General features: G+C 69.0%; 22 protein-coding genes. 8 read left to right on the top strand and 14 right to left on the bottom strand.

Annotated elements, in window-relative coordinates:
* Positions 1–12: 12 nt before the first annotated feature.
* The 4 genes from HWX08_RS04825 to pdxR all read right to left on the bottom strand — a co-directional run bounded on the left by HWX08_RS04825 (position 13) and on the right by pdxR (position 3,435).
* Positions 13–711 (bottom strand): TetR/AcrR family transcriptional regulator, encoded by a 699-nt coding sequence (locus HWX08_RS04825; protein ID WP_069259801.1) that lies wholly within the window; start codon positions 709–711, stop codon positions 13–15.
* A gap of 274 nt (positions 712–985) precedes the next feature.
* Entirely contained in the window at positions 986–1,408 is a 423-nt protein-coding gene (locus HWX08_RS04820; RefSeq protein WP_174922568.1) for a cupin domain-containing protein, read from the bottom strand.
* A gap of 10 nt (positions 1,409–1,418) precedes the next feature.
* Entirely contained in the window at positions 1,419–1,856 is a 438-nt protein-coding gene (locus HWX08_RS04815; RefSeq protein ID WP_069259803.1) for a carboxymuconolactone decarboxylase family protein, read from the bottom strand.
* 94 nt (positions 1,857–1,950) lie between these two features.
* Positions 1,951–3,435, bottom strand: a complete 1,485-nt coding sequence (gene pdxR, locus HWX08_RS04810; RefSeq protein WP_174922567.1) for a MocR-like pyridoxine biosynthesis transcription factor PdxR — start codon at positions 3,433–3,435, stop codon at positions 1,951–1,953.
* Between the two features lie 223 nt (positions 3,436–3,658).
* Here pdxR and HWX08_RS04805 point away from each other — a divergent pair, with 223 nt between their 5' ends.
* Both HWX08_RS04805 and HWX08_RS04800 read left to right on the top strand, forming a co-directional pair.
* The gene (locus tag HWX08_RS04805; protein ID WP_174922566.1) at positions 3,659–4,576 is read left to right on the top strand and encodes a LysR family transcriptional regulator; all 918 of its coding nucleotides are present in this window, start codon (positions 3,659–3,661) and stop codon (positions 4,574–4,576) included.
* Positions 4,577–4,722: 146 nt separating this feature from the next.
* Positions 4,723–5,472 (top strand): SDR family oxidoreductase, encoded by a 750-nt coding sequence (locus HWX08_RS04800; RefSeq protein WP_107311677.1) that lies wholly within the window; start codon positions 4,723–4,725, stop codon positions 5,470–5,472.
* 91 nt (positions 5,473–5,563) lie between these two features.
* Here the strand turns inward: HWX08_RS04800 and HWX08_RS04795 are convergent, their stop codons facing one another.
* Positions 5,564–7,210, bottom strand: a complete 1,647-nt coding sequence (locus HWX08_RS04795) for a glycoside hydrolase family 32 protein (protein ID WP_174922565.1) — start codon at positions 7,208–7,210, stop codon at positions 5,564–5,566.
* A 156-nt stretch (positions 7,211–7,366) separates the two neighbouring features.
* Entirely contained in the window at positions 7,367–8,953 is a 1,587-nt protein-coding gene (locus HWX08_RS04790; protein ID WP_069259808.1) for a glycoside hydrolase family 68 protein, read from the bottom strand.
* A 173-nt stretch (positions 8,954–9,126) separates the two neighbouring features.
* On the opposite strand from HWX08_RS04790, the gene HWX08_RS04785 reads away from it, so the two are divergent.
* From HWX08_RS04785 to HWX08_RS04765, 5 genes are all read left to right on the top strand, one after another.
* Positions 9,127–10,155 (top strand): substrate-binding domain-containing protein, encoded by a 1,029-nt coding sequence (locus HWX08_RS04785; RefSeq protein ID WP_174922564.1) that lies wholly within the window; start codon positions 9,127–9,129, stop codon positions 10,153–10,155.
* Positions 10,156–10,550: 395 nt separating this feature from the next.
* A complete protein-coding gene (locus HWX08_RS04780; protein WP_069259810.1) occupies positions 10,551–11,237 on the top strand; it encodes a type 1 glutamine amidotransferase domain-containing protein in 687 nt (228 codons plus the stop codon).
* Positions 11,238–11,382: 145 nt separating this feature from the next.
* Positions 11,383–12,492: an NADH:flavin oxidoreductase/NADH oxidase gene (locus HWX08_RS04775; protein ID WP_174922563.1), complete on the top strand. Its 1,110-nt coding sequence runs from the start codon at positions 11,383–11,385 to the stop codon at positions 12,490–12,492.
* Positions 12,493–12,620: 128 nt separating this feature from the next.
* Positions 12,621–13,691: an AI-2E family transporter gene (locus HWX08_RS04770; protein WP_174922562.1), complete on the top strand. Its 1,071-nt coding sequence runs from the start codon at positions 12,621–12,623 to the stop codon at positions 13,689–13,691.
* A 176-nt stretch (positions 13,692–13,867) separates the two neighbouring features.
* Positions 13,868–14,242 carry a hypothetical protein gene (locus tag HWX08_RS04765; protein WP_174922561.1) on the top strand — a complete coding sequence of 125 codons (375 nt, stop codon included), beginning with the start codon at positions 13,868–13,870 and terminating at the stop codon, positions 14,240–14,242.
* 24 nt (positions 14,243–14,266) lie between these two features.
* Here HWX08_RS04765 and HWX08_RS04760 read toward each other — a convergent pair whose 3' ends face one another.
* Positions 14,267–15,061 (bottom strand): SDR family NAD(P)-dependent oxidoreductase, encoded by a 795-nt coding sequence (locus HWX08_RS04760; RefSeq protein ID WP_174922560.1) that lies wholly within the window; start codon positions 15,059–15,061, stop codon positions 14,267–14,269.
* Between the two features lie 176 nt (positions 15,062–15,237).
* Between HWX08_RS04760 and HWX08_RS04755 the strand changes: the two genes are divergently transcribed.
* On the top strand, positions 15,238–16,083 hold the full coding sequence (locus HWX08_RS04755) for an AraC family transcriptional regulator (protein ID WP_174922559.1): 846 nt from the start codon (positions 15,238–15,240) through the stop codon (positions 16,081–16,083).
* 36 nt (positions 16,084–16,119) lie between these two features.
* On the opposite strand, the gene HWX08_RS04750 is transcribed toward HWX08_RS04755, so the two are convergent.
* From HWX08_RS04750 to HWX08_RS04720, 7 genes are all read right to left on the bottom strand, one after another.
* The gene (locus HWX08_RS04750; protein ID WP_174922558.1) at positions 16,120–16,707 is read right to left on the bottom strand and encodes a LysE family translocator; all 588 of its coding nucleotides are present in this window, start codon (positions 16,705–16,707) and stop codon (positions 16,120–16,122) included.
* A gap of 106 nt (positions 16,708–16,813) precedes the next feature.
* A complete protein-coding gene (locus HWX08_RS04745; protein ID WP_174922557.1) occupies positions 16,814–18,253 on the bottom strand; it encodes a heavy metal sensor histidine kinase in 1,440 nt (479 codons plus the stop codon).
* Positions 18,250–18,945 (bottom strand): heavy metal response regulator transcription factor, encoded by a 696-nt coding sequence (locus tag HWX08_RS04740; protein ID WP_021159240.1) that lies wholly within the window; start codon positions 18,943–18,945, stop codon positions 18,250–18,252. The genes HWX08_RS04745 and HWX08_RS04740 overlap by 4 nt, the downstream gene beginning before the upstream one ends.
* Before the next feature lie 28 nt (positions 18,946–18,973).
* Positions 18,974–20,488 carry an efflux transporter outer membrane subunit gene (locus HWX08_RS04735; RefSeq protein WP_174922581.1) on the bottom strand — a complete coding sequence of 505 codons (1,515 nt, stop codon included), beginning with the start codon at positions 20,486–20,488 and terminating at the stop codon, positions 18,974–18,976.
* A gap of 5 nt (positions 20,489–20,493) precedes the next feature.
* The gene (locus HWX08_RS04730) at positions 20,494–21,735 is read right to left on the bottom strand and encodes an efflux RND transporter periplasmic adaptor subunit (RefSeq protein WP_174922556.1); all 1,242 of its coding nucleotides are present in this window, start codon (positions 21,733–21,735) and stop codon (positions 20,494–20,496) included.
* A gap of 36 nt (positions 21,736–21,771) precedes the next feature.
* On the bottom strand, positions 21,772–24,939 hold the full coding sequence (locus HWX08_RS04725; RefSeq protein ID WP_174922555.1) for an efflux RND transporter permease subunit: 3,168 nt from the start codon (positions 24,937–24,939) through the stop codon (positions 21,772–21,774).
* A gap of 227 nt (positions 24,940–25,166) precedes the next feature.
* Positions 25,167–25,922 (bottom strand): Crp/Fnr family transcriptional regulator, encoded by a 756-nt coding sequence (locus HWX08_RS04720; RefSeq protein WP_174922554.1) that lies wholly within the window; start codon positions 25,920–25,922, stop codon positions 25,167–25,169.
* Positions 25,923–26,015 lie beyond the last annotated feature (93 nt).

The following is a 26,015-nucleotide window of genomic DNA, read 5'->3' as shown; positions in this document are numbered from 1 at the left end:
GGCGGCGCGGGTTCACGACGGTCTCCGCGGCGAACGTGCCCGCGTGCGACGCACGGCGGCCGGCGGCTGCATGCCCGAACCGAGCAGCGCGCGGACATGCCGGTGCAGCACGTCGCGGTCGATCGGCGGCAGGCCGCGCGCGCTTTGCCACAGCTTCGCGGTCGCGAGCGGCAGCATCACGAGCGCGATGATCGAATGGAACAGGAACGCCGGTTCGAGCGCGGGGTTCAGCGTGCCGGCCTGCTGCGCGCCGCGAATGCGTTCGGCGAAGCGCCCGACGTGTTCGAGCGGAATACGCCGCAGCATCCGCTCGCGGAGCAGCCCGCCTTCGTGGACGATCTCGCGCAGCCAGATCGACGGCAGCCACGGCATGCGCTGCGTGACGTCGAAGAAGCGATCGACGAGTTCGGCGACGAGCGCGAACGGATCGTTTTCGATCTGCGGCTCGGTCGGCCGCCACACGAACGCGATCACCTGCGCGAGCCGCTCCTCGACGATTGCGTCGAGCAGTTGCTCTCGATTCGTGAAGTAGTAGTGGACCATCGCGGACGTGGCGCCGGCGGCGGCGGCGATCTGGGCGACGGTCGTCGCGGCGATGCCGCGCTCGGCGAACAACTGCATCGCGACGTCGAGCATGTGGTCGCGCAGGTCGAAATCGTCGACCGACGGGCGGCGCCCGCGCGGCCTGGCGACGGTGGATTTCGCGTTCATGAAATCGACGCTAATTGATGAGTTAGTTAATTTCAAGGAAGGGTTTTCGCCCGGATCGACCGCGATCGGGCGCGCGTCGAGCGGGGGCGGGCGCAGGCCGTGACAGGGTGGGGCGTGGCGCGGCGCCGGAGTGTAGGGAGCGGCTAATGGAGAAACGGCGGGAACCCGGCGGGGAGCGGGGCAGCGTGGAACCGGCGCGAACCCCGGTCGACAAGCGCAAGGGCGCGTGCGTCGACGACGGCACGCGCCCCGGAACGCGGTGAGGTTACTGATGTTACTGATCGATCGGCGACGTGAGCGGCACGTTTGCGCCGGTCAGCCCGAACACGACGAGCTGCGCGGGCTCGGTCGCGCTCGCGTTGCGCGACACCTGATGGCGCGAGCCCGGCGCTTCGTACCAGCCTTCGCCGATGCGGTAGCAATGGAGCGGGCCGTCGTTCACCTGCGACAGCACTTCGCCTTTCGACACGACCGCGAACACCGAGCCGAGGTGCCGGTGCGCGTCGGAAGCCTGCCCCGGCGCATAGTCGACGATCGCGACGACGGCGAGCTTGCCCGGCGCTTCGGGCACGGCCTGCCGCATGATCGTGTGCACGTTGTCGGCGGCGTCGTGCGCGCGGGCGGTGCCCGGCAGCAGCGCGGCGCCGGCCGCGAGCCATGCGCCGACGGCGGCGCGACGGAGCGTGGCGCGAGTCATCGTCGTCCCCTCACTCGGGCATCTTGCGGAACGCGATCGCGAAGCGGTTCCACGAGTTGATCGTCGCGATCAGCATCGACAGGTCGAACAGCTCCTCGTCGGTGAAGTGCGGCTTCACGGCTTCCCACACGGTGTCGGGCACGTGGTTGCCGGCGACGAGCGTCAGTGCCTCGGTCCATTCCAGCGCCGCGCGTTCGCGCTCGGTGAAGAACGGCGTCTCGCGCCACGTGACGACGGTGGCCAGGCGGCGCTCGGTTTCGCCGCCCTTGCGCGCGTCGGCCGTGTGCATGTCGACGCAGAACGCGCAGCCGTTGATCTGCGACGCGCGCAGGCGCACGAGTTCGGCGAGCGGCTTCTCGATCGTGCATTTCGCGAGGAATTCCTCGGCGTTGCGCATCACCTTGATCGCATTCGGGCTGGCGGCATAGAAGTTCAGGCGCGGTTGCATGGCAGGTCCTCTTTCGGTTGGAGCGCACGGTGGCGCGACAGGATCCACTTTAGGACGCATGCTGGCCTGCTTGAATGGCCAATTTCAAGAAAATTCAGGTAACCAGTGCCGGCCCGCCGCCGGAGCCGGTACCCAGCAGGCCGGCCAGCGCAGCGAGCGCCGTGTCGATGCGCAGCGTGTCGATTCCGCCATAGCCGAACAGCAGCCCCGGCCGCACCGGCACGCCGACGTGGAACGCCGAAATCCCGTACAGGCCGATGTCCTGCGCACGGGCCGCGCGGACCAGCGCCGCTTCGTCGAGCCCCGGCTTCAGCCACGCGGCGAGGTGGATGCCGGCGGTCGGCACGATCGCGTCGAACCACGGTGCGAGTTCGCCGCGCAGATGCGCGATCAGCATCTTGCGGCGCGCGTCGTAGTGCTTCTGCACGCGTTTCAGGTGCCGCGCGAAATCGCCTTCGAGCATGAATCGCGCAAGCGCCGCCTGCGTCAGCGTGCAGGTGTGCCAGTCGACGATCTGCTTCGCCTTGGCCAGCGCGCCGCGCAGTGCGCGCGGCGGAATCGCGTAGCCGATCCGCAGTTCGGGAAAGATCGTCTTCGAGAACGTGCCGACATACGCGACGAGGCCCGTGCGGTCGAGGCTCTTCAGCGATTCCACCGGCCGGCCCTCGAAGCGGAATTCGCCGTCGTAGTCGTCCTCGATGATCACCGCGCGGCGGCGCTGCGCCCATTCGAGCAGCGCGACCCGCCGGTCCAGCGTCATCGGCATTCCGAGCGGGAACTGATGCGACGGCGTGACGTAGACGAGGCGCGCGTCGTCGGGCAGCCGTTCGGTGACGAGGCCGTGCGCATCGACCGGCACGCCGATCACCGTCGCGCCGAGCGACGCGAATGCGGCGCGCGCGGGCGGGTAGCCGGGGTCCTCGACCGCGACCACGTCGCCGGGCCGCACGACGACGCGCGCGATCAGGTCGAGCGCCTGTTGCGCGCCATGCGTGACGAGCACGTCGTCCCAGCCGCACGCGACCGCGCGGCTGAACGCGACGTAGCGCGCGATCGCGCCGCGCAGCTGCGGATCGCCGGCCGGGTCGTGGTATCGCGCGGGGCCGCGCATCTGCTGGCGCAGCGCGTGATGCAGGCAGCGCCGCCATGCGTCGAACGGGAACAGCGCCTTGTCGGTCACGCCGCCGCGGAAGTCGAAGCCGGGCGAATCGTGCAGCGCGGGCATCGCGAGCGCGTCGGGCAGGTCGTCCCACAGCGTGCGCGCATCGACCGCGTCGACGCGCGGGGTGGCGTCGATCAGCGACGGCGCCGACATCGCTGCGGCATGCGGCACGCGCGCGAGGCCGTCGGCGACGAACGTGCCGTCGCCTGCGCGCGTGTTCAGGTAGCCCTCGGCGACCAGACGTTCGAACGCGTCGAGCGTCGTCTTGCGCGATACGCCGAGCTGTTTCGCGAGGTCGCGCGTCGACGGCAGCCGTGCGCCGCCGGCGAGCCGCCCGTCGACGATCGCGGTGCGCAGTTGCCGGAAGATTTGCCCGGTCAGGTCGCGACGGCCTTCGATGCGGATCGCGATGTCCATTGCAGTGGTTACCTCGATTGCGTTGATTTCGTGTCGAGCAGCATACCGGAAGCCGACCGAGGCGGTGGCGCGCCGGCGTGCTTTCACGGGTCGCCGCGGCGCACGAAATCGGCCAAGCCGGCCCGGCGATCGCATCATCGGCATCCACCGCCCGCGTCACCCGATTGGACCTCGGCCCGCCGCTGCCTTACGATCCACGACACCCCCACACCGGAGCGAGCCCATGCTGTCCGATGACGAACTTGCGCTGCTCGACGCGATCCGGGCCACCGGCAGCCTGTCGCGCGCGGCCGCGCGGCTCGGCAAGGCGCCGTCGACGGTGTCGCACGCGGCGCGCCAGCTCGAAACGCGTTTCGACGCGCTGCTGTTCGACCGGCGCGGCTACCGGTTGCAGCTCACGGCGGCCGGACAGTTGCTGACCGACGAGGCGGCGCGCCTCGCGCTGGACGTCGCGCGGCTGACGCAGCGCGTGCGGCAGGTCGCGAGCGGCTGGGAAGACCGGCTGTGGATCGTCAGCGACGAGGTGCTGGAGTTCGACACGCTGCTGCCGGTGATCCGTGCGTTCGACGCGCTCGACTCGGGCGTGTCGCTGCGTTTCACGCACGAAGTGCTCGGCGGCACCTGGGAAGCGCTGCGCGACGGCCGCGCGGATCTGGTCGTCGGCGCGACCAACGAGCCGCCGGCGATTCCGGGCCTCAAATGGTTCGAGCTGGGGGCGATGGAGTGGGTGTTCGCGGTGTCGCCGCGTCATCCGCTGGCTTCCGCGAGCGACGTACTGACGCGCGATGCGATCGGCGCGCATCGCGCGGTCGTCGTCGCCGATTCGTCGCGGCGCGCGGCCGGCCGCGTCTACGGACTGCTCGGCGGGCAAGCCGTGCTCGCGGTGCCGTCGATGCGCGCGAAGATCCTCGCGCAACGCGACGGACTCGGCGTCGGCTGGGTGCCGCGCCGGCGCGTGGTGTCGCTGCTGGCGCGCGGCGATCTCGTCGAAAAGCAGACGGCCGATCCGCGCGAACCGAACGTGCTGTACGTCGCGTGGCACGGCGACCGCGACGGTCGCGCGCTGCAATGGTGGCTCGAGCAATTGCGCGAACCGAGGCTTGCGCAGCGGCTGCTCGACGGGATCGACGTGGCCGGCTGACGCGGCGCGGAACAGCGCGACGAAATCGTCCCGCCCGAACATGTTCGAAAATATCGAACGTGTTCGCGCCGCCCGTCGCACGGCAATCCCGGGCGCCGCGCGCATCCTGTGTTCACGGTCAACTCACCGGTTCACAGGAGAACATCATGCAACGCTTCGAAGGAAAGACGGTCCTCGTCACGGGCGGCAACAGCGGCATCGGCCTGGCGGCCGCCAGGGCATTCGCGGCCGAAGGCGCGCGGGTCATCATCACCGGGCGCGACGCGCAGACGCTGGAAGCCGCACGGCAGACGCTCGGCGCAGACGCGCTCGCGATCCGCAACGAGGCCGGCAGCGTCGCGTCGGCCCGCGCGCTGGCCGATGCGATCGCGTCGGCGGGCGCGCGGCTCGACGCGGTGTTCATCAACGCCGGCGTCGCGAAACTCGCGCCGTTCGCCGACAGCGACGAGGCCATGTGGGATCTCGTGTTCGACACCAACGTGAAGGGCGCGTATTTCCAGATCCAGTCGCTGGTGCCGCTGCTGAACCGCGGCGCGTCGATCGTGATCAACGGCTCGATCAACGCGCACATCGGAATGCCCGGCTCGTCGGTGTACGCGGCGAGCAAGGCGGCCGTCAATTCGTTCGCGAAGACGCTGTCGACGGAGCTGCTGCCGCACGGTGTGCGCGTAAACGTCGTGAGCCCCGGGCCGGTTCAGACGCCGCTGTACGGCAAGCTCGGACTCGATGCGGCCACGCTCGACGAGACGGCCGGGAAGATCAAGGGCCTCGTGCCGATCGGCCGGTTCGGCACGCCGGATGAAATCGCGTCGACGGTGCTGCACCTGAGCGCGCCGGAGTCCGCGTTCATCGTCGGCGCGGAGATCATCGCGTCGGGCGGGATGGGATTGCTCTGAGCCGTGCCATCGGCGGGGCCGCACCCGGCCGGCGCAACGCCGGGCGGACGGTCCCCGTCCGATGCGGAACGGGGCGCGCGTTCGAACCGTACTACCGCGCCGGGCAGGCGCTACGCGCGTCGCCGCCGGCTTCGAGTTGCGTCACCGTGAGCCCCGAGAACGTCGCGCGGCCGTGCTCGGCGAACACGGCGACGCGGTCGGCGTCGAGCGGCGGAAAGATCAGGTCGGTGAGCGTGACGCGACCGCCGTTCGCAAACACTTCGACCGACCCGCGATCGATGACGATGTCGAGCCGCAGTTGCCCGTGTTCGAGCGGCAGGTCGACGATGTGCTCGCGGCTGAACGTGCCGGTGAAACTCGTTTCGCCGGACTGCGAGCGGTCGAGCGTCAGCGTGCGTTTCGCGGTGTCATACACGATCCGGGTGCCGGTCGTGCCGTCCGCCGAGCGCCGCACGATCAGGCCCGCGCGCGCCGCGCGCTGCGGCGCGATCGACACCGTGATGCGTTGCACGACACCGCGAGTCGCCGCCGACAGCTCGCGCGTGGCGGACTCGACCGCCAGCTCGCCTTCATGCACGGCGGGCCGGCCGTCCGCCCATGCGTCGAACGCGGCGGCCGGCGTGACGACGAGTTGCGGTTCGCCGTCGATCGTCTTCAGCGCCAGTTCGCGAGGCAGCGTCGTCGCGCCGCGCCACGGCGTCGTCGGCACCTTCGCCGCGTAATCCCAGTTGCTCATCCACGCAATCGCGACCGGCCGTGTGCCCGGCGCGCCCGAGAACGTGCCGGCGGCATAAAAGTCGGCGCCGTGATCGACCCAGCGGAATCGGGCGGGATCGGAACCGGCCGGCGCGACGCGATCGGGCGTGAATGTGCGGCCGTCGAAGCTGCCGACGAAATACATCGCACCCGAGCCGCCCGCGATCGACCACGGATTCACATTGACGATCATTACCCACTTGATGCGTCGAACATCGCCGTCGAGCGGCAGCGGCACGAGGTCGGGCATCTCCCACAATGCGCCCGCATGCGGCACGTCCGGTAACGTGAAGTCGCTCAGGAACGACCAGTGGATCAGGTCGTCGGAGCGATAGAGCTTCACGACGTGCGCATCGGCGACGACCGTCGTCATCAGCCAGTAGCGTCCCGGCGCGTACCACGACACCTTCGGGTCGCGGAACTGCTTCGATTCGGGGTCGAGCGTGAGCACGGGGTTGTGCGCGTAGGGTTGCCACGTCGCGCCGTGGTCGACGCTGTAGGCGAGCGACTGCGCCTGCGTGCCGGGCACGTGACCCGAGCCGCCCTGGTAGACGCTCGTGTAGAGCGCGACCAGCGGCGTTCGTCCGGGCGACCCGAGGCCGGACGTGTCGTGCGTGTCGGCGACGATCGAGCCGGAGAAGATTTCCTCCGTGGCGTTCGCGCGCATCGCGACCGGCTGCTCGCGCCAGTGCACGAGATCGGCGCTGGTCGCGTGGCCCCAGGACATGTTGCCCCAGTCGTTGCCGACCGGATTGTACTGATAGAACAGGTGGTAGCGGCCGTTGTCGTAGACGAGCCCGTTCGGATCGTTCATCCAGTTGCGCTGCGGCGTGTAATGCAGCGCGGGGCGCCATTGAGTCGTGCCGTTGTCGGGCGATGCGGCGCAGGTCGCGGCGGATGCGTGCATGCAGGCCGCGCCCGCCGCACCGGCGAGCAGCAGCCGGGCGACCCGGAAGGAAAAGCGGAAGAACGTCGATGTCATGCGGGGGTCCGTGCTTCGTCGTGCGAAGCGGGAAAGGAGGGTGCATGCCGCTTTCGACGGCGGCACGCGCGATCTGCGGAAGAAAAACGGCGGCGCGCACGCGACACGCGCGATGTGGGCCGCCTCACTGCTTGCGGGCGGTGCCCGCTGCAGCCGTTACGGACGGGTGCCCGGGCCGTCGTTGTGGCCGGCGCCCGTCGCGGGCAGGTTCGCCGGGATGTCGCCGTAACCGCCGAGCCCGCCGCGCCCGTACGCGCGGTCGACCGCCGTCGACGTGCCGGCGATGTTGACCTTCACGGTCGGCGCGAGCGTGCCGCCGCGCCGCGCGCCGATCGCATCGATGAACGATTCGACGAGCCCGCCCGGCATCACGTAATGCGAATACGACTGGAATTCGCGCGGGTTCTGGTTCGGATCCTGCGAATACGGTGCGCCGGCCGGTGCGGAGAAATCGGTCGGGTTGCCGAGCACGAGGCCGCTGCCGCCGTTCAGCGGCTGGAAGTCGCTGCGGATGCCGTTGCCGACGAAGCCGTACACGCCGTCCGGCCCGTCGACGCCCGCGGCCATCGTCGTCCGGTGGCTGATCGTGAACAGGTAGTACTTGCCGTCCTTCAGGTAGATCTGCGGGCGCTCGGTCTGGTCGTCGACGCAGTTCGCCGACAGGATCGGCGGCAGGAACTTCCATTCCGTCAACTGCGGGTTCGTCGCGACCGCGAGGCCGACATTGGCCTTTTGATACACTGCGCCCGAATTCATCACCGCGTTGAGATCTTCCTTGTACGGATCGTTCGGCGCGTAGCCGAGATCGGCCTCGGTGCAGGTGCGTGCGCCGCGCTGGCCGCCCGTATTGCCTTCGAACACCATGTAGGTCTTGCCCGGGTGCGCGGGATCGGTGAACACGAACGGATCGCGGAACGAGAAGTAGGTGTTCTGCTGGCCCGTCTGGTAGTAGTTGCCGTCCGGCTGCAGCAGCGCCTTGTGATCGTCGAAACCGCTGAACCACACGTGCTTGTCGTCGGCGTGGATGTGGCCGTCGGCGCGCGTGATGATCGCCTGCGGCGGCGTGATGTCGGCTCCGCCGGGCGCCGAGCGGTTGAACGACGTCGCGGTGTAGTAGAGGCTGACGTTGTCGCCGTGCGTGAGGCGCGCGGAGCCCGACCATTCGGCGTTGTTGGTCATCGGCGAGGTACCGAACACCTTGACGCTCGCGCCGTCCGGGAACAGGTGGCCGCCCCAGGTCCAGCCGCCGTTCGCCGGGCGCTGCGATGCGGGGATGCCCGCGCGGCGGTAGAAGAAGCCGATGCGCGCATGGACGTGGCGGTCATCGAACGTGTAGCCCGCATGCGGATCGGCGGTGAGCGAGAAGATCACTTCCCAGCCCTTGTAGCTGAGCTGGTTCGCGCGCAGGTCGGCCAGCGGCCAGGTATCCCAGACCCACACGTTCGAATTGATCAGCGGGAAATCCTGCGGGATGTCCGGCATCGTCAGTGCTTGCGGCAGCGAGTTCCGGTCGGCGCCCGCCGTATGCGACTGTGCGACGATCTGGCGGATGTCCGCGCGGGTCCAGCGCATCGTGAAGTTGCCTTCGGGATCGTAGGCCTGCTGCGTATGCGGGGTGGGCGCGGGGGCGCCGGCGCTCTGCGCGTGCGTGACGGACGAAGCGGACGCGAAGGCGGCCAGTGCCGCGCCAGCGAACAGCAAACGTTTGGCCGCGGTCGCGCGGCAAAAGGGAAAGTATGTCATCTCGACGTTGTTTCAGTTGACGGTGAAAGGGAACGGCAGAAGGTGGCATCGATGTCCAAACCGGTTTGGATGCTATTTCAAACCGGTTTGGAACGCAAAAGATATTTATTTGACGGTAATGCTTACCCAATGGAAATAATTACCCGATTCACGGCGGCCGGGCGGACCGGCGAATGCGAGGCGCGACGGTGAAGGTGAATCTGAAGGCGCTGTCGGATGCGCTCGGGCTGTCGCGCACGACGGTCAGCCGCGCGTTGAACGGTTACGACGACGTCAGCGAGGCGACGCGCGAACGCGTGGCGAAGGCTGCAAGGGAAATGGGCTATGTCGCGGACCCGACCGCGCGCCGGCTTGCGACCGGGCGGGCGGACGTGATCGGGATCGTCTATCCGTTCGGCGCGGGCGATCTCGGCGATCCGCGTTTCGGCGAGGTCGTCGCGGGCATCACCGAGCGGCTGGCCGAGCGCAATCTCGACTTCATCATCGCGTCCGCGCGACCGAATGCGGAACTGGACACCTATCGGCGGATGGTCGACGGCAAACTCGTCGACGGGCTGATCGTCGCGCGCACGCTGGTCGACGATCCGCGCATTGCGTACCTGCAGTCGAGCGCGTTTCCGTACGTCGCGTACGGCCGCACGCAAGCCGCCGAGCCGTACGCGTGGTTCGATTTCGACAACGAGGCGGGGGCACGCGATGCGGTCCGTCGGCTGACCGGTTTCGGGCATCGGCGCATCGCGATGATCAGTGCGCCGCTCGCGCTGAATTTTGCCGCGCAGCGTCGCGCAGGCTATCTGTCGGCATTGCGCGAAGCCGGTATCGAGCCGGATCCGGCGCTGCTCGTCGAGTGTCCGCTGACGCACGACGGTGGGTTGCAGGCCGCGCGGGCGCTGCTTGCCCGCGCCGAACGGCCGACGGCGCTGCTGGTCGACAACAATATCGCGGGCAGCGGCGCGTTTCGGGCGCTCGTGGACAGCCGGCTGCGCCTGGGGCACGACGTGTCGCTGATCGTCTATGACGGCGTGCCGCCGGACCTCGCGCATCCGTATCGCGTGACGGCGGTCGTGCAGCCGACCGGGCACGCGTCGGGGCGCGCGCTCGCGGAGTTGATGCTGAAGCGGCTGGACGACGGCACACGCGCGCATCGGCTCGAAGCGCCGGTCATCGAAGCCGGCGATACCGACGGCCCGCTGCGCGGTTAGCCGGCGCGACGAATCCGGGCAGGGCGCGATCGGTGGCGGAGGTTGCCGGATCGCGCCCGGCCGAAAAGGCCATGACACGGGCAGGGATGAATCCGCGTTCTCTAGACGACCGGTCTAATCTGCGGATATCATCCGGCCTGACGAATGCGACGACGCCTCCGGCTCGGGCAACGCGGACGCGAAAATGCCATATCGCGCTGCGATGCTGAGCGTGCAACGAGACGCCGTCGTTTTTTTCGGATTGTTCCTAGACGACTGGTCTAATAGGATCGTCCGGTATTTTGGACCCGCGAGCGGCACGTTGACGCGCGGTATCTGACTAACCGACAGGCGCGCCGCGCCGGCCGATACCGGTCGCGCGACCCGTTCCCCCATTTTCGAAGGAGTGTCCGATCATGAAGATTCTGGTTGTCCTGACCTCGCACGACACGCTCGGCGACACCGGCAAGAAGACCGGCTTCTGGCTCGAGGAACTGGCCGCGCCGTACTACACGTTCAAGGATGCGGGCGTCGAGCTGACGCTCGCGTCGCCGAAGGGCGGCCAGCCGCCGCTCGACCCGAAAAGCAGCGATCCGACGGCCCAGACCGACGCGACGCGCCGCTTCGACGCCGATCCGGCGGCCAAGGCCGAACTCGCGTCGACGCGCAAGCTGGCCGACGTGTCCGTGGACGACTATGACGCCGTGTTCTACCCGGGCGGCCATGGCCCGCTGTGGGATCTCGCGGAGGATCTGCATTCGATCGGCCTGATCGAGCGCGCACTCGCAGCCGGCAAGCCGGTCGCGGCCGTGTGCCACGCGCCGGGCGTGCTGCGTCACGTGAAGCATTCGCAGACCGGCGAATCGGTCGTGCGCGGCAAGCGCGTGACGGGCTTCACCAACAGCGAGGAAGCGGCCGTCGAACTGACGGAAGTCGTGCCGTTCCTCGTCGAGGACATGCTGAAGACCAACGGTGCGCAATTCGAGCGCAGCGCCGACTGGGCGCCGCATGTCGTCACCGACGGGCTGCTGATCACGGGGCAGAACCCCGCGTCGTCGGAGCCCGCCGCCGAAGCGCTGCTCGCGCAGCTCGGTCGCCGTTGAGCCAAGGGCGCCGGCCGGGCCGGCGCCTCGTCGTTATCCGTCGCGGGGCAGCGCAAGCGCACCCGCGACGGCCCGAATCGTTTCGCCGTGCATGCCGCACGGCGGGTTTCCAGTCATTTTGCAGTACCAAGCAAAGGAGTCGTGGATGTCTGCCCTGTTCGAACCGTTCAAACTCAAGGATGTCACGTTGCGCAACCGCATCGCGGTGCCGCCGATGTGCCAGTACGTCGCCGAGGACGGCGTCGTCAACGACTGGCATCACGTGCATCTGGCCGGCATCGCGCGCGGCGGCGCGGGCCTCGTGATCGCCGAGGCGACCGCCGTGTCGCCGGAAGGCCGTATCACGCCGGGCTGCGCCGGATTGTGGAACGATCGGCAGGCCGAAGCGTTCGCGCCGTCGGTCGCGGCGATCAAGGCGGCCGGCGCGGTGCCCGGCATCCAGATCGCGCACGCGGGCCGCAAGGCGAGCGCGAACCGTCCGTGGGAAGGCGACGACCATATCGCCGACGGCGATCCGCGCGGCTGGCAGACCATCGCGCCGTCGGCCGTGCCGTTCGGCGCGCATCTGCCGAAAACGCCGCGCGCGATGACGCGCGACGACATCGCGCGCGTGCAGGCCGATTTCGTCGCATCGGCGAAGCGCGCGCGCGACCTGGGCTTCGAATGGCTCGAACTGCATTTCGCGCACGGCTATCTCGCCCAGAGCTTCTTCTCGGTGCATGCGAACCGGCGTGACGACGAATACGGCGGTTCGGCCGAGAACCGCGGCCGCTTTCTCGTCGAGACGCTGGCGGCCGTGCGCAAGGTCTGGCCCGAGCATCTGCCGCTGACCGCGCGCCTGGGCGTGATCGAATACGACGGCCGCGACGAAGAGACGCTCGCCGAGTCGATCGCGCTCACGCAGCGGCTGAAGCAGGGAGGGCTCGACATGCTGAGCGTATCGGTCGGTTTCTCGACGCCCGACGCGCAGATTCCGTGGGGCCCGGCGTTCCTCGCACCGGTCGCCGAGCGCGTGCGCCGCGAGGCCGGGCTGCCGGTGTCGTCCGCGTGGGGGATCGACACCCCGCAACTCGCGAACCGCGTGGTGGCGGAAGAACAGCTCGATCTCGTGATGGTCGGCCGCGCGCATCTGGCCGACCCGCACTGGCCGTACTACGCGGCCAAGCAGCTCGGCGTCGAACGCCCGTCGTGGACGCTGCCCGCGCCGTACGCGCACTGGCTCGAACGTTACCGGACCGCCGACAAGGTGGCCTGAACGGGCATCGCGCCCGGGCGGCGCACGCACGATATGCGCCGTCCTTTCGGCGCCGATGGATAGAATGGCGGTTCGTGCAGGCCGGTGGCTTGCGCGAACCGCCATTTTTTCATTTCGACCGAGGTGTCATGAGCGCACATGTCCCGTCGTCTCACGAGCCCGCCGCGCGCCCGCGCGTGCAGCAGGTGTCCCGCGCCGTGCTGTATGCGGCGCTGCTGGTGATCGCGCTGTGGGTGATCCGCGATTTCATTCCTGCCATCGCATGGGCCTGCGTGATCGCCATCGCGATGTGGCCGATGCTCGGACGCTTCGAGTCGCACCGGCTGTTCCGCCATCGTCCGACGCTGATCGCGATCGTGATCACGGCGGGGATCTCGTTGCTGGTCGTGCTGCCGGTGGCCGTCGCGGCCACCCAGGCGGTCGCGCAGGTACACGACCTGCGCGAGTGGCTGCGCACGATCCAGGACAACGGCATCCCGGTGCCGGACGTGGTCGCCCGGCTGCCTTACGGCGCCGCGCAGATCACCGAATGGTGGCAGGCCAACCTCGGCCATCCGCTGCACGCGTCCACCGCGATGCACAGTGTCAACGGCGAGAAATTCATCGCGTTCGGGCGGCAGTTCGGCACGAAGCTCGCGCACGCGCTGCTCGAATTCGGCTTCATGCTCGTCACGCTGTTCGTGATCCTGCGCGCCGGCCACAAGCTGTCGGGCGCGTTGCTGCAGGGCGCGCGGCGCGCGTTCGGACGCAGCGGCGCGGAGCTGATCGAACGGATGGTCGCGGCCGTGTTCGGCACGGTGACGGGGCTCGTCGTCGTCGGGCTCGGCGAGGGCGCGCTGCTCGGCATCGCGTATGCGCTGGCCGGCGTCCCGCATGCGGCGCTGCTCGGCCTCGTCACGGCGGTCGCCGCGATGCTGCCGTTCTGCGCGCCCGTCGTGTTCTGCGGCGCGGCGCTCTGGCTGTTCGTGCAGGGCGCGACCATGTGGGCGATCGTCGTGGCCGTGCTCGGGTTCGTCGTCGTGTTCGTGGCCGAGCATTTCGTGCGGCCGGTGCTGATCGGCGGCTCCACGCGGCTGCCGTTCCTGCTCGTGCTGTTCGGCATCCTCGGCGGCGCCGAGACGTTCGGCCTGATCGGGCTGTTCGTCGGCCCCGCGCTGATGACGGTGCTGACGATGCTGTGGGCCGAATGGATCGCATGACGACGCGCGTTCAGGCGCATATCGGCCGCCGCGGCGGGCGACGATCCGGCGGGTGCGCAAGCCTGTAATGCAGCGATTCGGATAAAGATCTCTACATTTCTTTTCGATCCGGACCCAAAGGTCGAGTAGCATGGGGTTTTCGATCGCGCCGGCACGGCGCAGCAGATTTCCCAAGCATGCGATTGATTCCGTTTGCCCGTCCCGCAGCGACGCTGTCCCTGGCCGCCAGCTGCCTGATGTTGCACGGCTGCGCGTGGTTCGACTCGTGGCTGCCGTTCTCGTACTCGCGCACGCCGCTTGCGCGGGCCGCGTCGCGGCATGGCGCGACGCGTGCCGACGTCGTCCGCGCGGCCGGCAATCCGCGCAGCGTCTGGATGGTCCGCAACGGCAGCGGCGTCTGCTACAACTACTTCATCGAACACGACCACGATCACCGCGAGTATTTCGTCGTGTTCGACAAGGCCGGCGTCGTGACCCAGCACGGCTTCGATTCCTGCATGAACGCCGACCGCAAGGGCGTGCTCCAGCAAGCCAAGGCCGCGTCGCGCTAGCGCGGCGGCCTTGCCCGCCCGTCGTCACGCGATCGTGTCGACCACGCCGCCGTCCACCCGCAACGCGGCGCCCGTCGTCGCCGAAGCGAGCGGCGAGCACACGTAGACCACCATATTCGCGACTTCCTCGGGCGTCGCCGGCCGCTGGATGATCGAGCTTGCGCGCTGGCTGCGTACGAACTCCACGGCCACGTCGTCGATGCTGCGGCCGGTTTCGTCGGCCGTTTCCTTCAGCAGCGCCCGTACGCCATCCGACATCGTCGGCCCCGGCAGCACCGAGTTGACCGTTACGCGAGTGCCGGCCGCGAGCTTCGCGAGGCCGCGTGCGATCGACAGTTGCGCCGTTTTCGTGAATCCGTAATGAATCATGTCGACCGGGATGTTCAGGCCCGATTCCGACGAAATGAACACGATGCGACCGGCATTGCGTTCGATCATCCCTTTCAGGTAATGCCGCGCGAGGCGCACGCCGGACATCACGTTGGTCTGGAAATAATGGTCCCATTCGGCGTCGTCGATGTCGAAGAACGCCTTCAGGCCGTAGATGCCCGCATTGTTGACGAGGATGTCGGCCGCGGGCGTGTGCTGCGTGATGCGCGCGACGCCGGCCGCATCGGAGAGGTCGGCGGCGATGCCGTCGAAATCCGCGTCGGGGACGGCGGCGCGCAGTTGCGCGAGCGCGGCCTGGACCGACGCGTCGCTGCGGCCGTTGACGACGACGCGCGCACCGGCGCGCGCGAGCCCTTCGGCGATCGCGAACCCGATACCGGCGGTGGAGGCGGTGACGACCGCGGTCTTGCCTTTCAGATCGATGTGCATGAGCGTGACGGAAGAGGAGTGAACGGGAACCGCCGCGGCTGTCGCGGCGGATGAAATTCAAAGCTTAGGCGAAACGGCGCGAAACGGCTTCGGAGCTGCGAACCTGCGATCCGGTTGCGCGGCGCCCCGCAGTCTTGTACGGTGTGCGTTCGCCGTCCGAACCGGGAGCCCGCCGCGTGAGCCGTACCGCCAACCGATCCGTCGATCCGTCGCCGTTCTGGCGGGATGCCGCGTTGCCGTTCATCGAGGCGCGCACCGTCGACGACGGTCGCGCGATCTGCTACGCGAAGCACACGCACGACACGTTTTCGGTGGGCGCGATCGTCGGCGGCACGAGCACCTACGTGAACGGCGCGACGAAGGCGCACGTCGGGCGCGGCGTGCTGGTGATCATCGATCCGGAGCAGGTGCATGCGTGCAATCCGTACGGCCCCGACGCGTGGGCCTACCGGATGGTCTATGTCGACGTGCCGTGGCTCGCGCGGCTGCAGCATTCGCTGGGTCGCGACCCGAACGGCGATTTTCACGGCTTTTCGACGAAGTTGACCGAACGGCGCGACCTGTTCGCGCAGTTTGGCGGCTTCTACCGCACGCTCGTCGCACCCGGCGTCGATCCGCTCGGCAAGGAGAGCGCGGCGGTCGAATTCTTCACCGCGCTGCACGGCGCGCTCGATCGCGAGCCGGCCACGCCGCGCGCCGGCGACGACAACGCCAGACTCGCGCGCGCGGCCGACTACATCGCCGCCCATTGCCGTGAGGGCGTCACGCTCGATGCGATCTGTGCAGCGGCCGACCTGTCGCCGTCGTACCTGATCCGCGCATTCAACGCACGCTACGGCATGACGCCGCATGCGTTCCTGATCGATCGCCGCGTGCAGTACGGCCGCACCGAGCTGCGTCGCGGCCGGCCGATCGCCGACGTCGCGCTCGACGCGGGCTTTGCCGACCAGGCGCATTTCCAGCGCGCGTTCCGGCGCATCGCGGCCGCGACGCCCGGCCAGTACCGCAGCGCGACGAACTGAGCGACAAGCCAAGCGGCGAACCGAGCGACCAACCCGCTACACGTCGAGCAGCAAGAGCGCACTGCCCGCGAGCAGCAGCGCCATCAGTCGGTTGAACACGCGCATGCGCCGCGCGTTCGCGAGCCGGTGCCGCAGCGACGCACCCGCGTACGCCCAGCACGCGATCGACGCGAAACAGATCACGAGATACAGCGCGGCGAACTGCCAGACCTGCGCACGGTCGCCATCGGCCGCATACGCGCCCATCGCGGCCACGCACGCGAGCCACGCCTTCGGATTCAGCCACTGCATCGCCGCGCCGGCCGCCGCCGACGGGCCGGCCACGTCCGGGGCGGCCGACAGCCGGCCGTCATCGAGCGCGAGCCTGAGCGCCATATACAGCAGGAACGCGATTCCCGACCACTGCGTGGCGGTCGTCAGCACGGGCCAGCGCGCGAGCGCCGCGTGCAGCCCGAGGCCGATCAGCAGGAACAGCGCGACGAAGCCGAGCGTCGCGCCGGCCGCATAGCGCAGGCTCGCGCCGAGGCCGTGACGCGCGCCCGCACTGAGCGCGACGATGTTGACGGGACCGGGGGTGATCGACGAGGCGAGCGCGAACGCGGCCATCGAAACCAGCATGCTCATTGGATGTCTCCATGCGAATGATCGAAAGTCGCATCGAGACTACGGAAGCCGCACCGGCCCGTATTGAAGAAAACTGCCCTCGGCGGCGCGCGGGCGCCGGCCGTCGTCAGTGCAACGCGCGCGGCGCGTGCGCCGGCCGGGTGTCGTGCACGTCGGCCGGCCGCAGCGGGCCGCCCGCGCAGGGCTTCGTCGAGACCGAGAAACCGAATGTGTTGATGCCGCCCGAACACGCGACGAATACGCTGCCGCCGTGCATTTCGGCGACGGCCTTGACGATCGACAGTCCGAGCCCGTGGTTCTCCTTGCTGTTCGCGCGCGCTTCCTCGAGGCGGTAGAAGCGCTCGAACACGTGCGAGCGCCGGGCGGGATCGATCGGCTCGCCGGGGTTCGCGACGGACACTTCGACGAGCGTGTCGCGGCGCACGATCGTCACGCCGATCGTCGCACCGGGCGCCGAATGCTGGATCGCGTTGATCAGCAGGTTCGTCATCGCGCGGCGGAACAGCGACGGATCGACGGCCGCGCGCGCGTCGCCGTGCAGCTCGGCGCGCAACTGCGCCTCGTCGAGCGGGATTTCGAGGAAGTCGAGCATGCGCCGCACCTCGTCGGCGAGCGACACGTCCTTCAGGTCGGTCGCGCGTTCGCCGCGGTCGCTGCGCGACAGGAACAGCATGTCGTTGATGATCACGCGCAGCCGCTCGAATTCCTCGAGGTTCGACTGCAGCGTCTGCTGCATCCGCTCGACCGTGCGGTCGCGGCTGGTCAGCGCGACCTGGGTCTGACCGATCAGGATGCTGATCGGCGTGCGCAGCTCGTGCGCGACGTCCGCATTGAACGCCTCGAGCCGCGCGTAGGTCTGCTGGATGCGTTCCAGCGCGCCGTTGAACGACGCGGCAAGCTCGCGCAGCTCGGCCGGCAGCGCGTCGGTCTGCAGCCGCTGGTGGCGGTTCGCGAGGCTGATCGCCGACGCGTCCTGCGACAGCCGGTCGAGCGGCGCGAGCCCGAAGCGGGCCACCGCGCGGCTCAGCAGCAGCGCGACGATCGTCGCGATCGCGATCAGCCCGGCAAGCGTCCAGCCGAAGCGGCGCAGCATCCGCTGCGTGCGTTCGCACGAGCTGGCGACGATCAGCCGCAGCGTCGGCCGCTCGCCGTTGCCGGCCACGGTGACGGTCTTCGTCATCACGTCGTAGCTGCTGTCGTTCAGCGCGTAGCGCTGGAAGGCGCCGAACGGCTCGCCGACGGGCACGCCGTCGACGGGCTTGCCGAAGCGGAAGGCCGGGTTCGTGCTGTCGACCTGGTAGCGCGTCGAGCCGTCGGGCGGTTCGAGATCGGCGAGTTTTTCCTGCATGAGACGCCCGCGCTCGGCCGTCAGCGCATGCGACACGATCATCTCGGCGACCTTGGTGCGCGTGTCGAGCGTCGCGCGCAGCTCGGCGAACAGCTGGCGCTCCATCATCACGAACAGCCCGCAGCCCACCAGCGTGAACACGAGCAGCGACACGATGCCGAACATCGCCGACAACCGCAGGACGATCGAGCGTTTCATGCGGGCCTCTCGGTGTCGCCGTCCTCGCGCGCCTCGAGCACGTAGCCCATGCCGCGGATCGTGTGCAGCAGCTTGTCCGCGAACGGGCCGTCGAGTTTCGCGCGCAAACGCTTGATCGCCGTTTCGACGACGTTCGCGTTGCTGTCGAAGTTCACGTCCCACACGAGTTCGGCGATCGTCGTCTTCGACAGCACCTCGCCGCTGCGCCGCGCGAGCACGCCGAGCAGCTGGAATTCCTGCGCGGTCAGGTCGAGCCGCGTGCCGTCGCGCGTCGCGCGGCGGCCGATCAGGTCGACGCGCAGGTCGCCGATCGAGATCAGCGTCGATTCCTGCACGCGTGCGCGGCGCGTGAGCGCGCGCAGCCGCTCGATCAGTTCGAGGAACGAGAACGGCTTGGTGAGGTAGTCGTCGGCGCCGCCGCGCAGCCCGCGCACGCGGTCGTCGACGCGGTCGCGCGCGGTCAGCATGATGACGGGCGTCTGCTTCTGTGCGCGCAACGCACGCAGCACGCCGAAGCCGTCCAGCTTCGGCAGCATCACGTCGAGCACGACCACGTCGTAGTCGAATTCGACGGCTTTCCACGCGCCGTCCTCGCCGTCGAGCGCGGTGTCGACGACCCAGCCTTCTTCGGTCAGGCCGCTCTTCAGGTATTCGACGACTTTCGGTTCGTCTTCGACGATCAGGACTTTCATGTTCGAATCCGTTGTCCGGGTAATCCGGTTAAGGGCTCGGGTGCGCCGGGGCCGACGCCGGGGCCGCAGTGGCGACCTCGGCCGGTGCCGGGCCGCTCGCCGCATGCCCGTCCCAGCCGCCGCCCAGCGCCTTCGCGAGAAACACGACGAGCGCCGCGCGCTGGCCCTGAATCTGCACGGCCTGCCGCTCGCTCGTCAGCAACTGCTGCTGGGCCGTCAGCACGTCGATGAACGGCGTCAGCCCGCCCGCGTAGCGATCCTGCGCGAGCGACACGAGCTTGCGCGCGTCGTCGACGGCCGCGGCCGCCTGCTGCGCGGCGTCGGCGAGCATCGACAATCCCGTGACCGCATTCTGCACCTCCTGGAACGCGGTGAGCACGGTCTGCCGGTAGCCGGCCTGCGCGGCGACGTAGCCCGCCTGCGCGAAATCGACGCCGGCCTTCAGCTTGCCGCCTTCGAACAGCGGCTGGGCGAGCGACCCGCCGACCGACCACAGCAGCGCCGGCACGGTGAACAGGCCGGCGAAGCGCGTCGCATCCCAGCCGATGTCGGGCGACAGCGTGATGCGCGGGAAATACGCGGCGCGCGCGACGCCGATCTGCGCGTTCGCGGCGGCCATCGCGCGCTCGGCCGACGCGACGTCGGGGCGCCGCTGCAGCACGTCGCTCGGCACGCCGGTGGGCAGCGTCGGCGCGTTGATCGGCACGACGCGCGGCGCGATCGAGAACGCGGGGGCCGGCGTGCCGACCAGCGTCGCGATCGCGGTTTCGACCTGCGCGCGCTGCTGGAGCAGCAACTGCGCCTGCGTGCGCGTCGCGTCGAGCTGCGAGCGCTGCTGCAGCAGGTCGAGGCCCGACACCGCGCCGAGGTCGTGGCGCGCGCTCACGTAGTCGAGCGCTTTCTGCTGCAGCTCGATCGAGCGCTTGACGACGTCGATCTCGGCATCGAATTCGCGCAGCGCGAAATAGCTCGATGCGAGATCGGCGGTCAGCACCAGCCGCGCGTTCGCGAAATCGTCGCCGGCCTGTTCGGTGGTCGCCTGCGCGGATTCGACGCTGCGCCGCACGCGGCCGAACAGGTCGAGCTCGTAGCTGACGGCCGCGCCGACCTGGATGTCGTTCTGCACGGTCGACATGCTTTGCGTCGCGTAGTTGGTCTGCGGCCGGTCGGCCGAGATCTTGAAGCGCTGGCCGCTCGCGCTCAGGCCGACGGCCGGATACTGCGCCGATGCGACCGACGCGAGTGTCGCCTTCGCCTGGTCGTAGCGCGCGGCGACGGCCTTCAGGGTCTGGTTGTTGCGCAGCGCTTCGGCTTCCAGCGCATCGAGCTGAGGATCGCCGAACGCAGTCCACCAGGCGGGGTCGAGCGGCGCGCGAGCCGGCGCGGCCGGATGCCAATAGGCATCCGCCGGATCGAGCCGCCACGCGGCCGGCGTGTCGACGTCGGGCCGCCGGTAATCGGGGCCGACCGTGCAGCCGGCGAGGGCGGCCGCGAACGCGACGGCGGTGACGGAGACGGCGGCGGGCCGCCGGCGGACGCGCATCGCGATCACGACTTCGCCTCCGCGGCGCCGGCCGCCGGCTTCGCGGCCGGTGTTGCAGCCGGCGTCGAGACGATCACCGGGTCGCCGTTCGCGAGCGCGTCGCTCGGGTTGGTGACGAGGCGGTCGTTCGGCGTGAGCGGGCCGTCGACTTCGAGCGTCTGCCCGATCGTGCGCACCACCGTCACCGGTTTCAGGCGAACCTGGCCGTTCGCGTCGACGGTCGCGACCGTCGGCCCTTCGGCGCGGAACAGCAGCGTATTGGCCGGCACCTGCAGGCGGCCGACCGGCGTCATCGGCAGCGTTGCCTGCACGTACGCGCCGGGCAGCAACCGGCCGTCCGGATTCGGCAGCGTGATTTCGGTCTGTAGCGAGCGCGTCGCGACGTCGATCGCCTGCGACGTGCGCGTGATCGTGCCGTCGAACGTCCGGCCCGGCAGCTCGGCCTGCGCGACGCTCACCTGCTGGCCGACCTTCACCTGTTGCGCGTAGGCCTGCGGCACCTGCACGTAGAGGCGCAGCCGGTCGGCCTGCACGACCGTGAACAGCGCGCGGCCCGCGTTGCCGGAACTGACGAGGTCGCCGACGTCGACGTTGCGCTGCGTGACGATCCCGTCGATCGGCGCGACGATCCGCTGGAAGCCCTTCAGCTCGGTGAGCCGGCGCATGTTCGCGTCGGCCGCGGCAAGGTTCGCGGTGCCCTGGTTGAACGCGCCTTGCCGGTCGTCGAGTTCCTGCTGCGAGACGGCATCGCGCTGGCGCAACTGCTGCGCGCGCTCGAACGACGTCTTCGCGAGCGCGAGCGACGCTTGCGCCTGCTGGCGCTGCGCGGTGGCCTGCGCGAGTTCCTGGTTCAGCTCGGGCGTGTCGAGTTCGGCAAGCAGTTGGCCCTGCTTCACGTGCGTGCCGATGTCGGCCTCCCAGCGCAGCACGTAGCCGCTCGCGCGCGCGTAGATCGGCGCCTCGACGAAGCCGCGCAGCGTGCCGGGCAGCGTCAGCTTGCCGCCGGTGGCCGCGTCGACCGGATGCACGACGCTCACGTACTGGCGCGTGTTCTGCTCGGCGACCGCGTCGAGCCGGTTGCGGTTCAGCACGTTGACGACGACCGTGCGCGCGGCGCCGGCGGCCAGCAGCACGCCGATCACGATCAGGACGATGCGTGCGCGTCGCGACACCGACGTGCGCGTCGGCAGGTGCATGCCGTGTTCGTCCACCTGGATGCCGACGGCGCTGTGATGTTTCTCTTCCATGAATTCAACCAAATCAACCGGGTAGTGGAACGAAGGTCAGTGTCCGGCCAGGCGCGCACGCCGGCGGGCCAGCCGCGCATGCACGCCGCCGAACACGAGCGGCACGAACAGCAGGGTCGAGACGGTCGCGAACAGCAGCCCGCCGATCACCGCGCGGCCGAGCGGCGCGTTCTGCTCGGCGCCTTCGCCGAGACCGAGCGCCATCGGCACCATCCCGATGATCATCGCGAGCGCCGTCATCAGCACCGGCCGGATCCGCGTCGCGCCGGCTTCCAGCGCGGCCGTGAGCGGCGGCGCGCCGGCCTGCAGGCGCTGCCGCGCGAACGACACGACCAGGATGCTGTTCGCGGTCGCGACGCCCACCGTCATGATCGCGCCCGTCAGCGCGGGCACGCTCAGGTGCGTGCCGGTGATGAACAGCATCCACACGATGCCGGCGAGCGCGGCCGGCATCGCGCTGATGATGATCAGCGGGTCGAGCCACGACTGGAAGTTGACGACGATCAGCAGGTAGACGAGCACGATCGCCATCGCGACGCCCGCGCCGAGGCCGATATACGACGTGCGCATCGTCTCGATCTGCCCGCGCATCGTCAGCTCGGTGCCGCGCGGCAGCGTCGCGCGCGCATCGGACACGATGCGGTCGATCTCGCCCGCGACCGCGCCGAGGTCGCGGCCCTCGACGCTCACGTACACGTCGATCGCCGGGCGGATGTTGTAGTGCGTGATCACGGCCGGGTTCGCGGTGTTGCGCACCTGCACGAGATTGCCGAGCAGTTGCAGCGGCATGCCGGTGCGCCCGTTCGCCGAGATCGGCGTGCCGAGCAGGTCGTCGACCGACGAGAGCGTGTATTGCGGGGTCTGGATCTGCAGCGGGTACTGCACGCCGGTGCGCGGGTTGATCCAGAACGACGGCGTCGTCTGCGAACTGCCCGACAGCGAGATCAGCATGTTCTGCGCGACGTTCTGCGCGGAGAGATTGAGCTGCTGCATGCGCGTACGGTCCATGTCGGCCAGCAGGGTCGGTTCGTCGTTGCGCTGCAGCACGTGCACGTCGACGGCGCCGGGGATTCGCCTGAACTTTTTCATCAGGCTGCTCGCGATAGTCATGTTACTCGCGAGATCGTTGCCGAGCACCTGCACGTCGATCGCGGCCGGTTGGCCGAAGTTGAGGATCTGCGTGATGATGTCCGACGGCTGGAAGAAGAACTCGACGCCCGGGAAGCGCTCGGGCAGCACCGTGCGCAGCGCGTGCACGTAGTGGCCGGTCGCGCGGTGGCCGGGCTTCAGCGCGATCAGCAGTTCGCCGTCGAGCGTGCCGATCGTGCCCGCGTTGCTGTACGACAGGTTGATGCCGCTCACCGGCAGGCCGAGGTTGTCGACGATCGCGCCGAGTTCGTCGGACGGCACGGTTTCGCGGATCACGCGTTCGACCTGGTCGGCGAGGCGCGCGGTTTCCTCGATCCGGTAGCCGGTCGGCGCGCGCATGTGCAGCCGGATGTTGCCGGAATCGGCATTCGGGAAGAAGTCGCGGCCGAGCACGAACACGAGGCCCGTCGACAGCACGCAGAAGCCGAGGAAGCACGTCGCGTAGAAGCGGCGGCGCACCAGCAGGATGCTGAGCAGCACGATGTACCACGCGCGCAGCCGCTCGAACGCGGCGTTGAACGCGTGATGGATGCGCGCGAAGCGCGACGTCGAACGGTCGGGGCCGGTGCTCGCCTGCTGCGGGCGGAACAGCAGCATCGCGAGCGTCGGCACCAGCGTGCGCGACAGCACGTACGATGCGAGCATCGCGAACACGACGGCTTCCGCGAGCGGCACGAACAGGAAGCGCGCGACGCCGGTCAGGAAGAACATCGGCACGAACACGATACAGATGCACAGCGTCGACACGAACGCGGGCACCGCGATTTCGCCGGCGCCTTCGAGGATCGCGTCATGCAGGTTCGTGCCGAGATGCAGGTGCCGCTCGATGTTCTCGATCGTGACGGTCGCGTCGTCCACCAGGATCCCGACCGCGAGCGCGAGCCCGCCGAGCGTCATGATGTTGATGGTTTCGCCGAGCGCGGACAGCGCGATCAGCGACGTGAAGATCGACAGCGGGATCGAGATCGCGATGATCAGCGTGCTGCGCCAGTTGCCGAGGAACAGCAGGATCATCATCGCGGTCAGCACGGCGGCGATCAGCGCCTCGTGGATCACGCCCTGGACGGCCGCGTTGACGAACACCGACTGGTCGAACAGCGGCGTGACCGTGAGCCCTTCGGGCAGCGTCGGGATCACCTTCGGCAGCAGCGCCTTCAGGTCGGACACGACCTTGAGCGTCGACGCGTCGCCGCTTTTCAGGATCGAGATGAGCACGCCGCGCTGGCCGTTCTGGCGCACGACGTTGGTCTGCGGCGCGAAGCCGTCGCGTACCGATGCCACTTCGCGCAGGTAAGTCGTCGCGCCGTTGACGGTCTGGACCGGCAGGTTGCTGATGTCGGCGACGGTGTCGGCCGACGCGTTCGTGTCGATCCGGTATTCGGTCGCGCCCATCTTCGCGGTGCCGGTCGGCAGCACGAGGTTCTGCGCGTTGACCGCGTTGACGATGTCGGCCGGCGTGAGCCCTTTCGCGAGCAGCGCCTGCGGATCGAGGTCGATCGCGACCACGCGCGTGCGGCCGCCGTACGGAAACGGGATCTGCACGCCCGGCACCGTGATCAGCTGCGGGCGCAGGAAGTTGAGCGCGATGTCGGCGAGCGACTGTTCGCTGAGCGTCTTGCTCGACAGCCCGAGCTGGATCACCGGAATGCTCGACGCCGAATAGGTGATCACGAGCGGCGGCGTCGCGCCCTGCGGCATCTGCCGCACGATCGCCTGCGCGGACGAGACCGTCTGCGCGATCGCCGTCTGCACGTTCGCGCCCGGCTGCAGGAACACCTTCACGACCGCGATGCCGGGCAGCGACGTCGATTCGACGTGCTGGATGTTGTTGACGGTCGTCGTCAGGATCCGCTCGTGCACGGACGTGATGCGGTTCGTCATCTCCGTCGCGGAGAAGCCGCTGTAATTCCAGATGACGCTGATCACGGGAATGTTGATCGCGGGCAGCACGTCCACCGGCGTGCGCATCAGCGCAAGCGGGGTGGCCAGCACGATCATGATGGCCATGACGATGAACGTGTAGGGGCGCCTGAGCGCAAGATTGACGATCCACATGGAGGCAGCGGGACAGGCGGTGATCAGGCGTGGATAAAGGGAACCCGAATGATAGGCGTCGGCGTGGAACGGGTTACTGTCGCGAAACTGGCGGAATCGTCAGGTTGGGGCGCGCGGGCCGGGTGCCGATTCGACAGAGGAAACGCGGCGCGACGCGCCGGCCGCAAAACGGCCGCGATGCCGGACGGGCTGGCTGCATCGGCATCGATCGCGTTCATCGGTCGCGCTCAGATCTGCTCGATGCCGACCCGCGCGAGCGCACCGAGATCGACGACGTCGATCTGGTTGTACGCGAGCCGCAGCGTGCCGAGCTTTTCGAGCTGCTGCAGCGCCTGGTTGATCCGCTGCCGCGACACGCCGACGAGCATGCCCAGTTCCTCCTGCGAGATCGACAGCGACGGGCCGGTGTCCGGGTACAGGTCGGGGTTGAAAAGCTGCGTGAGCGCCTGCGCGACGCGGGCGTCGACGTCCAGCAGCCGGCTGTTCTGGATCGACGCGATGAATTCGCCCATCCGGTTGTTCAACTGGTGGATCACGAAGCGCGTGAACGGCAGGCTCGTGTCGAGCAGCGCGTGGAACGTGTCGACCGGCACGAACAGCACGGTCGAGCGCTGGATCGCGACGACCTCGTACTTGCGCAGCTCGCGCTTGATCACGCTACCTTCGCCGAACCAGCCGCCCGACGGCACGCCGGAGAACGTGCAGCCCCGCCCCGACGCATTGAAGATCGCGAGCTTGAGCAAGCCGCGATGCACGCCGATCCAGTATTCCGACGGCGCGAGCCGACGGGCGATCACGGCGCCGGCCTCGCACTGCTCGACGTGCGACTGCGCGAGCACGAGCGCCTGGTGCTCGGGCGCGAGCGTACGGAACCACGCGCACTGGCCGAACAGCGTGGCGAGCGCAGGCAGCGGGGCCGGTTCGGGAAGCGCGTCGGCCGGGCGAACGGGCGTGTCGGGCGGGGCGGCGAGTGGGTCGTGCATCGATGCGGGTTTGCGAGGATAGGGATAACGCGCAGCGCGTGACACGCACTCTGTCGTTTCGATGACAGACGGCTCACAATAGCGCCCGTTAGG

Source organism: Burkholderia metallica (assembly GCF_902832845.1).
In the GTDB taxonomy this organism is placed as follows: Bacteria; Pseudomonadota; Gammaproteobacteria; order Burkholderiales; family Burkholderiaceae; genus Burkholderia; species Burkholderia metallica.
The sequence above is the reverse complement of the archived record's forward strand: the minus strand, read 5'-3'. Positions and strand labels throughout refer to the sequence as shown.